This window comes from Agromyces sp. NPDC056389 (assembly GCF_042262385.1).
Lineage (GTDB): Bacteria > Actinomycetota > Actinomycetes > Actinomycetales > Microbacteriaceae > Agromyces.
This window is the reverse complement of sequence record NZ_JBHJPN010000001.1, coordinates 245,754-258,755: the sequence shown is the minus strand read 5'-3', so window position 1 is coordinate 258,755 and position 13,002 is coordinate 245,754. Positions and strand designations below refer to the sequence as shown.

General features: G+C 67.3%; 16 protein-coding genes. 9 read left to right on the top strand and 7 right to left on the bottom strand.

The window, feature by feature from the left end; genetic code table 11:
- Nucleotides 1-29: 29 nt before the first annotated feature.
- Entirely contained in the window at nt 30-257 is a 228-nt protein-coding gene (locus ACFCVM_RS01245) for an RNA-binding S4 domain-containing protein (RefSeq protein WP_375832896.1), read from the bottom strand.
- Between the two features lie 193 nt (nt 258-450).
- Between ACFCVM_RS01245 and bsh the strand changes: the two genes are divergently transcribed.
- The 3 genes from bsh to ACFCVM_RS01230 all read left to right on the top strand — a co-directional run bounded on the left by bsh (nt 451) and on the right by ACFCVM_RS01230 (nt 3,327).
- Nucleotides 451-1,425 carry a choloylglycine hydrolase gene (bsh, locus tag ACFCVM_RS01240; RefSeq protein ID WP_375836615.1) on the top strand — a complete coding sequence of 325 codons (975 nt, stop codon included), beginning with the start codon at nt 451-453 and terminating at the stop codon, nt 1,423-1,425.
- A gap of 117 nt (nt 1,426-1,542) precedes the next feature.
- Complete coding sequence (locus ACFCVM_RS01235) at nt 1,543-1,911, top strand: PadR family transcriptional regulator (RefSeq protein WP_375832894.1); 369 nt, start codon at nt 1,543-1,545, stop codon at nt 1,909-1,911.
- 3 nt (nt 1,912-1,914) lie between these two features.
- On the top strand, nt 1,915-3,327 hold the full coding sequence (locus ACFCVM_RS01230; RefSeq protein ID WP_375832892.1) for a permease prefix domain 1-containing protein: 1,413 nt from the start codon (nt 1,915-1,917) through the stop codon (nt 3,325-3,327).
- 326 nt (nt 3,328-3,653) lie between these two features.
- Here ACFCVM_RS01230 and ACFCVM_RS01225 read toward each other — a convergent pair whose 3' ends face one another.
- Entirely contained in the window at nt 3,654-4,352 is a 699-nt protein-coding gene (locus tag ACFCVM_RS01225; protein ID WP_375832890.1) for a TetR/AcrR family transcriptional regulator C-terminal domain-containing protein, read from the bottom strand.
- Here ACFCVM_RS01225 and ACFCVM_RS01220 point away from each other — a divergent pair.
- The 3 genes from ACFCVM_RS01220 to ACFCVM_RS01210 are packed head-to-tail and all read left to right on the top strand — an operon-like array spanning nt 4,351 to nt 6,023.
- The gene (locus ACFCVM_RS01220) at nt 4,351-5,157 is read left to right on the top strand and encodes an alpha/beta fold hydrolase (protein WP_375832888.1); all 807 of its coding nucleotides are present in this window, start codon (nt 4,351-4,353) and stop codon (nt 5,155-5,157) included. The genes ACFCVM_RS01225 and ACFCVM_RS01220 overlap by 2 nt on opposite strands.
- Before the next feature lies 1 nt (nt 5,158).
- Nucleotides 5,159-5,707 carry a dihydrofolate reductase family protein gene (locus ACFCVM_RS01215; protein ID WP_375832886.1) on the top strand — a complete coding sequence of 183 codons (549 nt, stop codon included), beginning with the start codon at nt 5,159-5,161 and terminating at the stop codon, nt 5,705-5,707.
- A 22-nt stretch (nt 5,708-5,729) separates the two neighbouring features.
- A complete protein-coding gene (locus ACFCVM_RS01210) occupies nt 5,730-6,023 on the top strand; it encodes a DUF4287 domain-containing protein (RefSeq protein ID WP_375832884.1) in 294 nt (97 codons plus the stop codon).
- Nucleotides 6,024-6,041: 18 nt separating this feature from the next.
- Here ACFCVM_RS01210 and ACFCVM_RS01205 read toward each other — a convergent pair whose 3' ends face one another.
- Both ACFCVM_RS01205 and ACFCVM_RS01200 read right to left on the bottom strand, forming a co-directional pair.
- Nucleotides 6,042-6,740 carry a hypothetical protein gene (locus ACFCVM_RS01205; RefSeq protein WP_375832882.1) on the bottom strand — a complete coding sequence of 233 codons (699 nt, stop codon included), beginning with the start codon at nt 6,738-6,740 and terminating at the stop codon, nt 6,042-6,044.
- A gap of 41 nt (nt 6,741-6,781) precedes the next feature.
- Complete coding sequence (locus ACFCVM_RS01200) at nt 6,782-7,114, bottom strand: hypothetical protein (RefSeq protein ID WP_375832880.1); 333 nt, start codon at nt 7,112-7,114, stop codon at nt 6,782-6,784.
- Between the two features lie 100 nt (nt 7,115-7,214).
- On the opposite strand from ACFCVM_RS01200, the gene ACFCVM_RS01195 reads away from it, so the two are divergent.
- On the top strand, nt 7,215-7,979 hold the full coding sequence (locus tag ACFCVM_RS01195) for an SDR family NAD(P)-dependent oxidoreductase (RefSeq protein WP_375832878.1): 765 nt from the start codon (nt 7,215-7,217) through the stop codon (nt 7,977-7,979).
- A gap of 10 nt (nt 7,980-7,989) precedes the next feature.
- Here ACFCVM_RS01195 and dhaM read toward each other — a convergent pair whose 3' ends face one another.
- The 3 genes from dhaM to dhaK are packed head-to-tail and all read right to left on the bottom strand — an operon-like array spanning nt 7,990 to nt 10,387.
- Nucleotides 7,990-8,712 carry a dihydroxyacetone kinase phosphoryl donor subunit DhaM gene (gene dhaM, locus ACFCVM_RS01190; protein WP_375832876.1) on the bottom strand — a complete coding sequence of 241 codons (723 nt, stop codon included), beginning with the start codon at nt 8,710-8,712 and terminating at the stop codon, nt 7,990-7,992.
- Nucleotide 8,713: 1 nt separating this feature from the next.
- Nucleotides 8,714-9,361 carry a dihydroxyacetone kinase subunit DhaL gene (dhaL, locus tag ACFCVM_RS01185; protein ID WP_375832874.1) on the bottom strand — a complete coding sequence of 216 codons (648 nt, stop codon included), beginning with the start codon at nt 9,359-9,361 and terminating at the stop codon, nt 8,714-8,716.
- A 24-nt stretch (nt 9,362-9,385) separates the two neighbouring features.
- Entirely contained in the window at nt 9,386-10,387 is a 1,002-nt protein-coding gene (dhaK, locus tag ACFCVM_RS01180; protein WP_375832872.1) for a dihydroxyacetone kinase subunit DhaK, read from the bottom strand.
- A 217-nt stretch (nt 10,388-10,604) separates the two neighbouring features.
- Between dhaK and ACFCVM_RS01175 the strand changes: the two genes are divergently transcribed.
- Nucleotides 10,605-11,381 (top strand): MIP/aquaporin family protein, encoded by a 777-nt coding sequence (locus ACFCVM_RS01175; protein ID WP_375832870.1) that lies wholly within the window; start codon nt 10,605-10,607, stop codon nt 11,379-11,381.
- 92 nt (nt 11,382-11,473) lie between these two features.
- Nucleotides 11,474-12,988 carry a glycerol kinase GlpK gene (gene glpK, locus ACFCVM_RS01170; RefSeq protein WP_375832868.1) on the top strand — a complete coding sequence of 505 codons (1,515 nt, stop codon included), beginning with the start codon at nt 11,474-11,476 and terminating at the stop codon, nt 12,986-12,988.
- Nucleotides 12,989-13,002 lie beyond the last annotated feature (14 nt).

Below are 13,002 nucleotides of genomic sequence, written 5' to 3'. Positions count from 1 at the left end.
GAGATTCTCGATCTCCGCCGCATCGGCCGTCACGGGAGAACGCGAAACCTGCGTCCGTCGAAGCTGACGATGTCACCCTCCTGCAGCTGGCGTCCGCGTCGGCGATCGACTTCGCCGTTCACTGCCACGTTGCCGTCGATGATGGCCTCTTTCACGCTTCCGCCAGAGTCGAGAAGCCCGGCGAACTTGAGGAACTGCCCGAGGCGGATGACCTCGCCACCGATCGGGATGTCGTCGATCGGAGCCGGATTCGTCATCCCTGAATGCTAGTCGACCAGGTGCGCGCCATCCGCTCTTCCAGATGCGCGTGGAAGTCAGCGCGGAATCCGTTCGATACGCTCCCGAAGCACGGTCTGTCATGGCTCGGGCGAACAGGCAAGGGGTGGCCGCGTGCCCTTCGTCGGGCTAAGGTGGGCGGCCATTGACCATCGAGAAGCCGGGGGGGCTTCCATGTGCACAGGACTGAGCTACACCACGCGGGATCACTATTTCGGTCGCAATCTCGACCTCGAGTTCTCATACAACGAGACCGTCACCATCACACCCCGGAACTTCGTGTTCGAGTTCCGCAAGGCGCCGGCACTCGCAACGCATCACGCGATCATCGGTATCGCGACCATCGAGGACGGCTATCCGCTCTACTACGACGCGACGAACGAGAAGGGCCTCAGCATGGCGGGGCTCAACTTCCCGGAGAACGCCGACTACAAGCCCGAAGCGGACGGCAAGACGAACATCACCCCGTTCGAATTCATCCCCTGGATCCTCGGGCAGTTCGAGACCGTGGACGAGGTCAAGACGGCCCTCGAGACGCTGAACCTCGTGAAGATCAATTTCAGCGAAGCCTTCCCACTCTCGCCGCTGCACTGGATCATCTCCGACAGAACGACATCCATCACGGTCGAGAGCGTGAAAGACGGGCTGAAGGTCTACGACAACCCGGTCGGGGTGCTCACGAACAACCCGACCTTCGATATCCAGTCGTTCAACCTGAACAACTTCATGCACCTGTCGAAGCACCCTCCGGAGAAGAACTTCTCCGACGAACTGCAGTTCGACGTCTACAGCCGGGGAATGGGTGCGATCGGCCTTCCGGGAGACCTGTCCTCGGCATCTCGCTTCGTCAAGGTCGCGTTCACCAAGATGAATTCGGTCGCTGGTGACTCCGAATCGGAGTCGATCAGCCAGTTCCTCCAGATCCTGGGATCGGTCGCGCAGCAGCGGGGATGCGTCGAGGTCTCCCCCGGAAAGTTCGAGATCACGATCTACTCGTCGTGCTGCAACACCGACAAGGGCATCTATTACTACACGACTTACGAGAACAGCCAGGTGACCGGGGTCGACATGCACAAGGAAGACCTCGATGGGAACGCGCTGGCCGCATACCCGCTGATCAAAGGCCAGCAGGTGCACATGCAGAACTGAGATCGGCGCAGCCCGAGACCTGCCGATACGCACGGTGGCGTGGAGCGCGTGGCGATGATACCTTGCACTTCTAGGTATCTAGATGCTCAAGGTATCACGGTCGCGATTGGAGCACGCATGCGCATCGGCAAGGACCTGGTGGCCGCCGCAGCCACCCCGGTGGTCCTCGGCATCCTCGCAGAGGGCGAGTCGTACGGCTATGCGATCCTGCAACGGATCACGGAGCTTTCTGACGGTGAGCTCGAGTGGAGCGACGGCATGCTCTACCCGCTGCTGCACCGGCTCGAGCGGCTCGGTCATATCGACTCCGAATGGCGTCAGTCCCCCGGCGGTCGGCCGCGCAAGCACTATCGACTGAGCGCGCAGGGTGCGTCGACGTTGGCCGACCATCGCCGGCAGTGGTCGATCATCGGCGGTGTGCTCGACCAGGTCTGGCCCGGTGACGGTGGCAACCGACAGCCACGCCTCGCACTCGGAATGGGCTGACCGATGACGACCGAACATGCACCGGCCCTCGACACGCTGATCGCGTCATGGCGCGACTGGATGGAGCGCCGCGACGCCCTGAGCATCCCCGATATCGACGAACTCGAATCGCACCTGCGAGATCGTATCGACGCCCTCACGGCTGCGGGCCTCACCGACGACGAGGCGTTCCTCATCGCGGTGAAGCGCCTCGGCAGCATGGACGACCTCTCCCGCGAGTACGCCACCGAGCACTCGGGCCGGCTCTGGAAGCAGCTCGTGCTCCATGACTCGTCGGATACTGCGGGCACGGATGCCTCGGACGGCACGACGCCGTTCGCGCGTCGCGCCAACGGGCTCGCGGTAGCCCTGCTGCTCGGGGTCGGCGCCGGCATCGCGGTGAAGACCACCGAGTTGCTCACCGACGAGCCCGGACTCGTCTTCCGCAACATCGCCGTCCTCGTGCTGCCATTCCTGGCCGCCTGGTTCGCCTGGCGGCGGCGACCGCCTGTCGGCACGCTTCTCGGCGTCGCCGCAGCCTTCGCAGTCGCTGCGCTCGCGCTGAACCTCTACCCGTTCGACGGGGAATCATCGACAGTCACCGTCGCGATGCAGGACTCCGCAACCGCCGTGCTCGCGACCATCGGCTCGATCGCCGCACTCTGGCTCGTCGCAGGCATCGTCGACGCCGGCGGCGACTGGCGGAGCGACCGCGCCCGGATGGACTTCCTGCGCTTCAGCGGCGAGTGGCTCGTCTACTACGTGCTCATCGCGATCGTCGGCGGCGCCCTGAGCGGGCTCACACTCGCAGTGTTCGCTTCGATCCAGGTCGACATCACTCCGTTCATCGTCGAGTGGGTACTGCCGTGCGGGGCGGCGGGCGCGGTCCTCATCTCAGCCTGGCTCGTGAGCGCGAAGCAGCGCGTCATCGAGAACATCGCCCCGGTGCTCACGAAGGTGTTCACGCCGCTCTTCACCCTCATGATGCTCGCCCTCATCGTGGCCTCCGTCATCCAATGGAACCTCGTCGATGGCAGCCGTGAACTGCTCATCGCCTTCGACCTCGTGCTCGTCGTGGTCGTCGCGCTTCTCGTGTACGCGATCTCGGCGCGCGACCCCGAGCTCGCCCCCGGATGGTTCGATCGACTGCAGGTGCTCATGCTCGCTGCCGCAATGGTCGTCGACGTCATCGTGCTCGTCGCAATGATCGCGCGAACCGGCGAGTTCGGGTTCAGCGCGAACAAGACGGCCTCCCTCGGACTGAACCTCATCCTCCTCGTGAACCTCGCATGGGCCACGTGGCTCCAGATCGGCTTCCTGCGTCGGCGCGTGCCGTTCGCCGGCATCGAACGGTGGCAGACGGGCTACCTGCCCGTCTACCTCGGCTGGGCTGCGATTCTCGTGCTGCTCTTCCCGCCGATCTTCGGCTTCGCGTGACCAAGCGATTCGCAACCGACTCTGCGGCGGGTTCGCAACGGGAGTAGCCTGTGCGCCAGTTCTCCCGACGACACAGGTGGAGGGGATCATGGCCGGGAAACCGCTGCGGTGCCGAATGGGCCTGCACAAATGGGTGATCCAGCACCAGGTCGAGACCGGCGAGGGCTTCTACGTCTGCGCCCGATGCGGAACTGACCGGGCGCCTGACGGGCCGTCGGTGCCACACGGCTTGTCGGGCTGACCCGCACGATCGGAGGCGCCACCCGTCGATCGGAAGCGGACCCGGTTGCGGCCGGTACGCCGACCCTGATCCGCCCTGGGCGAGATCAGTCCCGATACGCCGCGAGGAACACGCGGACACCTGACTCCAGCCCGGACTCGACCTCGGCTTCGGTGATCGCGTCGAACCGACCGGTCATCATGATGCGGTTGCTCGGAATCCAGAGCAGCAGCCCGGCGAGCTGGTTCGCGGCGATTCGCGGCTCATCCACACGCAGCCAGCCACGCTCGCTCGCGCTGGCGATCAGGTCGGCCATGTGCCCGATCGTGAGCTCGAACGCCCCCTCGTAGTAGGCGCGACCGATATCGGGGAACCGCGCCGCCTCAGCGATGACGAGCCGGCGGAATCGTTGCACACGTCGGTCGAGTACCGAGTCGGTCAACAGCCGAGCCAGTGCCCGCACCACCGCTTCCCCGTCGTCGTAGGCATCGATGTCGAGGCGAACGATGGAGTCGTGCACGCGGTCGACCATGTCGGCGATGAGCGCACGGAAGAGCCCCTCCTTATCCCCGAAGTACTTGTACACGGTCTGCTTCGAAGCCGCTGCAGCCGCTGCGATCACGTCGGTGCTCGCGCCCGTGTATCCGTCGAGCACGAATGCGTCCAGCGCGGCGTTCAGGATTCGTGCTCGTGTCGCCTCGACACGTGGGTTGGTGTTCATGCCTTGACTCCTCCGGTACCTGTCAGTACTGTACCATTCAGTACCGTACTGAACGGTACCGTTCAGATTGAGGAGCATTCCCATGACCCGGTTCATCCACTCCGCCGATGGCACGTCGATCGGTTTCGACGATCTCGGCCCCGCAGACGCCCCCGCGGTGATCCTCGTGCACGGTGCGACCGCGTACCGCGCCATCTCCCCCAGTGCTGCAGCGCTCGCCGCCGCCGGCGGTCTCCGCGTCGTCACCTACGACCGCCGCGGTCGCGGCGAGAGCAGTGACGCCGCACAGTATGCCGTCGAGCGCGAGATCGAGGACATCGCCGCGCTCGTCGAACACGTCGGCGGCACCGCGATCCTGCTCGGCGAGTCCTCGGGTGCCGTCCTCGCACTCGAGGCCGCGCTCGCCGGAGTGACGGCCACTGCGGTCGCCGCCTTCGAGCCGCCGTTCATCGTCGACGACACGCGTCCGCCGATCCCTGCGGACTACGTCGCTCGGCTCGACGCATTCGCCGCCGACGGCGATCGACTCGGAGCGCTTCGGTACTTCTCGTTGGAGGCGGTCGGACTGCCCGAGGAGATGGTCGACCAGATGATGGCATCACCGTTCATCGCCGCGGTGGAGCCCTTCGCCGGCACCCTCCGGTACGACGCACGCATCATGGGCGACGCCATGGCCGGAGACGTCGCCGCGCTCGAGCGTTTCGCGCCGATCCCCGTCCCCATCACGGTCCTGGTCGGCGAGTCGACGTTCCCGTCGATCCGTTCCGGCGCCGAGGCATTCGCTGAGGTCGTTCCGGGCAGCGAACTGGTCGTCGTGCCCGGCGGCGACCACCAGCTTCCCGCAGATGCCGTCGCTCCCCTCCTCCGTTCGATCGCCGTGGGCGTCTGAAATGGCCCGGATCATCACCGCCGAACTCTTCGCGAGTCTCGATCTCGTCGTCGAAGCGCCCGAGACATGGCACTTCCCCTGGGTCGGCCAGGAGATGGTCGCCGAGGTCGCACGGGAGCAGGGCGAAGCATCCGCTCTGCTCCTGGGTCGCCGCACCTACGAGGTGTTCGCCGACTCGTGGCCAGACCGTGGCGACGAGGTACCGCTCGCCCGCCGACTCAATGCGATGCCGAAACTCGTCGTCACGAGCACGCTCGAGGCGCCGGCCTGGCACAACACCGAGCTGGTCGGGTTCGAGGACCTCGCGGAGCTGAAGGCTCACGGAGAAGGTCGCATCACCGTGGCCGGGAGCATCCGGCTCGTCGAATCGCTGATCGCCGGCGGTTTGCTCGACGAGCTCCGCATCCTCACCCACCCGGTGGTCCTCGGCGAGGGTCGCCGCCTGTTCGACACCTATGACGGGCACCGTGTCGACCTCGAGCTCGTCGAGTCCCGCACGCTCGAGCAGGGCGTCCAGCTCACCGTCCACCACCCGAGCACGCAGCACTGAAGCGCTGAGAAGGAGCACGAACATGTCCCAAGGACAGTCATACCTCGACAACGTCGAGACCTCGACCGGACTCACCCCTCGCCGATTCATCGAACTCGCCGATGAACGCGGACTCGGAGCCGCCGGCACCAAGACCGGCCAGGTCGTCGCGTGGTTGAAGAACGACTACGGACTCGGGCACGGGCACGCGATGGCGATCGCCCAGGTCATCAAGCACCGCGAGACCGTCGACATCAAGAACGCCGAGACGACGGCCGAACCGCCGATCAGCATCGGCAGGCTCTGGCTCGACGGCAAGGACACCAGGCCCTGGTGACGACGGCCGCAGTGCAGATCAGGCGCCGTGCCGTCGCCTCGACCCCGCCATGCCGCCCTTCGCGAGGTTCATGTACCAGTTGTAGAGGTCCGATCGCTCCGACTCGAGTGCCGCATACAGCTGTCGTGCCTCGGCATCGTCCGAGAGCAGGAGGTAACGCTCGTCTGCCATGAGGGCCCCGACACCGCGGGAGAACTCCTCGTGGTGATTCTGGTCCTCCTCGTCGACCTTCGAGCGGGCATGATCGAGGTACGACCGCATGATCGGCAGATACGCACCGCCCGACAGTCGTTCGCGCGCCAACACCTTCGACGTCCGGAAGAAGATGGCGAGCCCGCGGGCGAAGTCTCGAGCGAATCGTTCCGTTCGGGGATCACCGGGCTCGACACCCGCGGAGAACGCGAGCGCGAACCACCCCCCGAATCCTTTCGGCGAAATGTCGAATCGCAGCAACTCACGTTCGGGGCCGGGAACCGCCAGCGAATAGCCTGACCGGTACTTCTCGGCGACCGGAGCCAGCGCGACGCCCCGATGCGTCGGCTGCCACGAACGCCCGGCCATCCACCCCGACACGATCGCGGCCACGCTGTCCTGGTCGATGACCTGGCACTCCGCGTGTGCCAGGTTCGTGCGGATGTCGGAGAGGAGCTCCAAGAGCACCTGACCGTCGTGCAGGATCGAGATGTTGATGCTGTGCGGTACGACTCGTGACGTCACCTCGTCAGCGTAGATGACGGAGCGGATGCCACCGCGTGCACCTACTCGTTCGCGTGGCGTTCGGCGTACTTCTCGAGTCGGCGACCCGTCGCCGGCATGCCGAGCTCGTTGTAGGGCCCGCCGACCTCGTGCTCGGGCAACCGCACGTCGGTCGGGCAGACCAGCACCGTGTTGGCCGTCGAGTGGTCGATGAAGTGCTCGAACATGGGATGCCCGCAGATCGGACACGCCTTGCCGTCGGTCGGCTCGAGCGGCGCCTCGTCCGTTGGAGCCGGCGGGTTGCTGAACACGGGTTCCAGCACCCGATCGACCTTGTCGAAGAAGTGGGTGAATGCGTTGCCGTCATCTCGGCTCGCGTCGTCACGTGCCATCATGCGCCTGATGGTACGCCCGCTGCGCACCACGCCGCCACTGCTCTCCCGGACGCCGGGTGCCCGGCCTCCGCGCGGCACCACCCGCGAATAGGCTTGGCACATGACGGATGCCTCAGACACACGCCAAGTCACGATCATCACCGGTGCGAGCCGCGGCATCGGAGCTGCGATCGCCGAACGTCTCGCCGTCGACGGCCACGACCTCGTGCTCACCTATCGTGAGCGACGCGACGAGGCCGATGCGATCGCACGTCGCTGCGCGGCATCCGGTGCCCGGGTGCTGTTGCTGCAGGTCGATCTCGCCGACCTCGATGCGGCGGCCACCGTCGTTCCCGCGGCGCTCGCCGAGTTCGGGCGGGTGACCGGCCTCGTCAACAACGCCGGCATCACGGGGCTCATCGGGGGCTTCCTCGATGCGTCGATCGAAGAGAGCGACGAGCTCTTCCGCGTGAACGTGCTCGCACCCATCGTGCTGACGCGGGCCGCGATCGCCCACATGGCCACCGACCGGGGCGGGGCAGGCGGCAGCGTCGTGAACATCTCCTCGGGGGCGGCCCGCAGCGGTTCGCCGAACACGTACATCCCCTATGCCATGAGCAAGGCGGCGCTGAACGCGCTCACCACGGGCGCGTCGAAGGAGTTCGGCCCCGCCGGCGTGCGGGTCAACACGGTCTCCCCCGGCACGACGCACACCGAGATCCACGCGGCGGCCGGTCGGCCGAACGCCCCCGAAGAGCGCGCACCGAACATCCCGATGCGTCGCGCAGGCGAGCCGCACGAGATCGCGGGTGCCGTCGCGTACCTCTTCTCGGCGGATGCCTCGTACACCACGGGCGCCGACATCCGCGTCGCCGGCGGCAACTGACGAGACGGGTTCAGGCTTCGCCGAAGCCCGATTCCGCGAGTGCCGCCAATGCGTCGACCGCTTCGCGGCCGCTCAGATCCCTCGTCGTGATGTCGACCTGCGCCCCCTTCGTGAGGCCGAGCGACATGATGCCGAGCAGGCTCTTGGCATCGGTGCCGTTCACGGTGACCTTCTGCGGGAAGGTGCTCGCGAGCTTGACGAGCTCGGCCGCCGGTCGTGCGTGCAGCCCGTCGGAGTTCACCAGACGGATGCTCCGCGTGTAGCCGGGTGTCGCGGGGGCGACCGTCGCGGCATCCGCGGTGGTGGGACTCGCGCTCTCGCCTTCGCTCGCAGCTGTCGCCGGCCCGCGCGCCGATTCGGCGGCGGCCACCACGACGTCGAGCGGATCACCGGCTTCCGCGGCCACCGCGGCGGCGACCCCGCCCTCGACGAGCGGTGCATCGACGATGCGCACGCGCTCGCGCACCTCGTCGTCGAGGAAGTCGAGGGCCGTCTCAGCCGTGAGGATCGCGGATCCGAGATCGCACAGCACGACCACGCCGACCCCCGAGTCCGCCTCGGCGATGCCGGCCGTCACGAGGTCGAAGCTCGTGCCGATGCGACCGTCGTCGGTGCCGCCCGCGGCGACGAGCGCAGCGGTCGGCGCCATCTGGCGCGCCAATTCGACGAGCCCCGAAGCGATCGCCGCCGAGTGCGAGACGAAGAGCACGCCCACCTTCTCCGGAGTGCCCATGTCAGGCACCTGCTGATGCCGCCGCCGCATCCGCGGCCGCTCGGAGCAGCAGCGCACTCGACTCGGCCCCGGGGTCGCGGTGTCCGGCGGATCGCTCGCCGAGGTAGCTCGCACGGCCCTTCCGTGCCACGAGCGGCTCGGTGGCGACGGCGCCGGCTTCGGCGGCGTCGGCCGCTGCCGCGAAGACTCCGGCTGCATCGACCCCCGCCTCGGCCGCGGCATCCGCTGCCTCGACGGCGGGGCTCCACGCGTCGATCATCGTCTTGTCGCCGGACTCCGCCTTGCCGCGGGCGACCACACCGTCGCGAGCAGCAGTGAGGATGGCCGCGATCGCCGGGCCGTCGAGCGACACCGCGCTGCCGGCCGCCGCGGCGGCCTTCAGGTAGGCGGTGCCGTAGAGCGGACCGGCCGCGCCGCCGACCGTCGAGATGAGCGTCGTCGCGACGAGCTTCAGCACATCACCGGGCGTCGAGCCGGCGGCGAGGTCGTCGAGCTTCGGGAGCACCGCCTGAAAACCCCGATCCATGTTCTCGCCATGGTCGCCGTCGCCGATCTCGCGGTCGAGCGTGATCAACTCGACTCGGTGATCCGAGATCACCTGCGCGCTTCGTCTGACCCAGTCCACTGCCCAGGTGATGTCCAATCCCACCGAGATTCCCCCTTCGATCCTTCTCTAGCGACCCCACCGCAGTGCAGCCGTCTGCACCGGGGCATCCCACAATTCGACCATCTCGTCATCGAGTTTCAGCAACGTGATCGACATCCCCTGCATCTCGAGTGCGGTGATGTAGTTGCCCACCAGCGATCGCGCGATCTCGATGCCCCGCTCTTCGAGCACCTCTGCCGCCCGACGGTAGGCGAGGTACAGCTCGACCTGCGGCGTGCCGCCCATGCCGTTGACGAAGAGCAGGGCGCGCTCACCGCGCTCGTACGGGAGGTCGTCGAGGATCGGCTCGAGCAACCGGTCGACGAGGCGATCGGCGGGTTCGAGCTTGACGCGTTCGCGCCCCGGCTCGCCGTGGATGCCGATGCCGATCTCTATCTCGTCTTCGGCGAGGGTGAAGCTCGGTTCGCCCGCATGCGGCACGATGCACGGCGTCAGGGCGAGTCCCATCGAGCGCGCACCGGCGTTCACCCGCTCCGCGATGGCGACGACCTCGTCGAGCGAATCCCGGCGCTCTGCGGCGGCGCCGGCGATCTTCTCGACGAGCACCGTTCCTGCGACGCCGCGTCGGCCCGCGGTGTACAGCGAGTCCTTGACGGCGACGTCGTCGTTGGTGACGACCGATCGCACCTCGATGCCGTCGGCGGCGGCCAGGTCGGCGGCCGTCTCGAAGTTCAGCACGTCGCCCGTGTAGTTCTTCACGATGTGGAGCACGCCCGCCCCGCCGTCGACCGCCTTCGTGGCGGCGAGGATCGGATTGGGTGTCGGGGAGGTGAACACCGCACCCGGCACGGCGGCGTCGAGCATGCCGAAGCCGACGTACCCCGCGTGCAGCGGCTCGTGCCCGCTGCCACCGCCGCTCACGATGCCGACCTTGCCAGCGATCGGCGCATCGGCCCGCACGACATGGATCGGATCGAACTCGACGCGCACGAGATCGGCATGAGCGAGGCCGAATCCGGCGACCGACTCGTCGACGACCCGCTTGGGATCGTTGATGATCTTCTTCACGACATCCCCTTCCCTCAACTGCCGGGCGCCGTGCAGCCGTGCAGCGACGTCGACGCAGCATTCCCCCGCCAACCTACGCCCGACGAGCTCTCGACCGTAAGGGGGCAGTGCGAAATCTCGCGCGCCCCATTCCCCGCCGTTGCCGTGCTGAGTATCGTGGGCAGTGTTCCGCCCCTGGGCGAAGCCCTCGGGCTAGCGAAAAGGATGGATGGTCAACGTGGACAATCTCGGAGTGTTGTTCCTCAGCGAGCTCGTCGGTACCGCGATGCTCGTGCTCCTCGGCTGTGGTGTCGTGGCCAACGTGGCCCTCGCCAAGACGAAGGGCTTCAACGGCGGATTCCTCATGGTGACGATCGGCTGGGGCCTCGCGGTCTTCGCCGGCGTCATCGTCGCGTACGCGTCGGGCGCGCACATCAACCCGGCCGTCACACTCGGTCTCGTCGCCAACGGTGCGACCGAGTTCGGCAACGCGGCACTCGGCATCACGGTGCCGGTCGACTTCCTGTCGGTGAGCGCCTACATCGGCGCCCAGCTGATCGGAGCGATCATCGGCGCGGTGTTCGTCTGGCTCGCCTACAAGCAGCACTTCGATGAGGAGCCCCAGGCGGCCTCGAAGCTCGGTGTCTTCTCGACGGGCCCCGGCATCCGCAACTACGCCTGGAACCTCGTGACCGAGATCATCGGCACCTTCGTGCTGGTGTTCGTCGTGATCGGCTTCGGCGGCGGCCGTCAGGGCGACGGCGGACTCGCGGCGCTCGGTGCGCTGCCCGTCGCGCTCCTCGTGATCGGCATCGGCGTCTCGCTCGGTGGCCCGACCGGCTACGCGATCAACCCGGCCCGTGACCTCGGCCCGCGCATCGCGCACGCCATCCTGCCGATCCACGGCAAGGGCGGCAGCGACTGGTCGTACTCGTGGGTGCCCGTGATCGGCCCGATCATCGGCGGCCTGCTCGCCGGGTGGCTGGCGATCCCGCTGCTGCCCATCATCACCTGATGAGGGCGGGGCCGGTCCGTCGGACCGGCCCCGCTTCATCCGCGGCACGAACGCCGGTCTCGACCGGCTGATCAGATTGAGAGAGAAACCGAATGGCCGACTACATCCTCGCGATCGACCAGGGCACGACCTCGTCGCGCGCGATCATCTTCGACAAGGCCGGATCGATCATCTCGACCGGGCAGCTCGAGCACGAGCAGATCTTCCCGCAGGCCGGCTGGGTCGAGCACAACGCCACCCAGATCTGGGACAACACGCGCGAGGTGATCGGCCAGGCCCTGAGCAAGGCCAACCTGACCCGGCACGACATCGCCGCCGTGGGCATCACGAACCAGCGCGAGACCGCGGTGGTGTGGGACAAGACCACCGGCCGCCCCGTCTACAACGCGATCGTCTGGCAGGACACGCGTACGCAGCCGATCGTCGACCGGCTCGCGGCCGACGGCGGCGTGGAGCGGTTCAAGCAGCAGGTCGGCCTGCCGCTGGCGACCTACTTCTCGGGCACGAAGATCGTCTGGATCCTCGAGAACGTGCCCGGTGCACGTGAGAAGGCCGAGGCCGGCGATCTGCTGTTCGGCACGACCGACACCTGGGTGCTGTGGAACCTCACGGGCGGCGTCGACGGGGGCGTGCACGCGACCGACGTCACGAACGCCAGCCGCACGATGTTCATGGACCTCGAGACCCTCGCCTGGGACGACGACATCCTCGCCGCGTTCGGCGTGCCGAAGTCGATGCTCCCCGAGATCAAGTCCTCCTCCGAGGTCTACGGCCACGCGCACACCTCGAGCCTGCTGCGAGAGGTGCCGGTCGCCGGCATCCTCGGCGACCAGCAGGCCGCGACGTTCGGCCAGGCCGCGTTCGACGCCGGCGAGTCGAAGAACACCTACGGCACGGGCAACTTCCTGATCTTCAACACGGGCGAGGAGATCGTCCACTCGAAGAACGGGCTGCTCACCACGCTCGGGTACAAGCTCGGAGACGCCGCGCCTCACTACGCACTCGAAGGATCGATCGCGGTCACCGGTTCACTCATCCAGTGGCTCCGCGACAACCTCGGCCTGTTCTCGAGCGCCCCAGAAGTCGAGGCCCTCGCGAAGACGGTGGAGGACAACGGCGGCGCGTACTTCGTGCCCGCGTTCTCGGGCCTGTTCGCACCGTACTGGCGTCCCGACGCCCGCGGCGCGCTCGTCGGCCTCACGAGGTTCGTGAACAAGGGCCACATCGCCCGCGCGGCCCTCGAGGCGACGGCGTTCCAGACGCGCGAGGTGCTCGAGGCGGTGAACGCCGACTCGGGCGTCGACCTGACCGAGCTGAAGGTCGACGGCGGCATGATCGCCAACAACACCCTCATGCAGTTCCAGGCCGACATCCTCGGGGTGCCGGTCGTGCGTCCCGTCGTCGCGGAGACCACTGCGCTCGGCGCGGCCTACGCGGCCGGCCTCGCGGTCGGCTTCTGGTCGAGCCTCGACGAGCTGCGGGCCAACTGGCAGGAGGACTCGCGCTGGGAGCCGGCGATGGATCCGGCCGAGCGCGACCGTCAGATCCGGCTCTGGAAGAAGGCCGTCACGAAGACCTTCGACTGGGTCGACGACGACGTGAAGTGACGGATGCGGCGGTG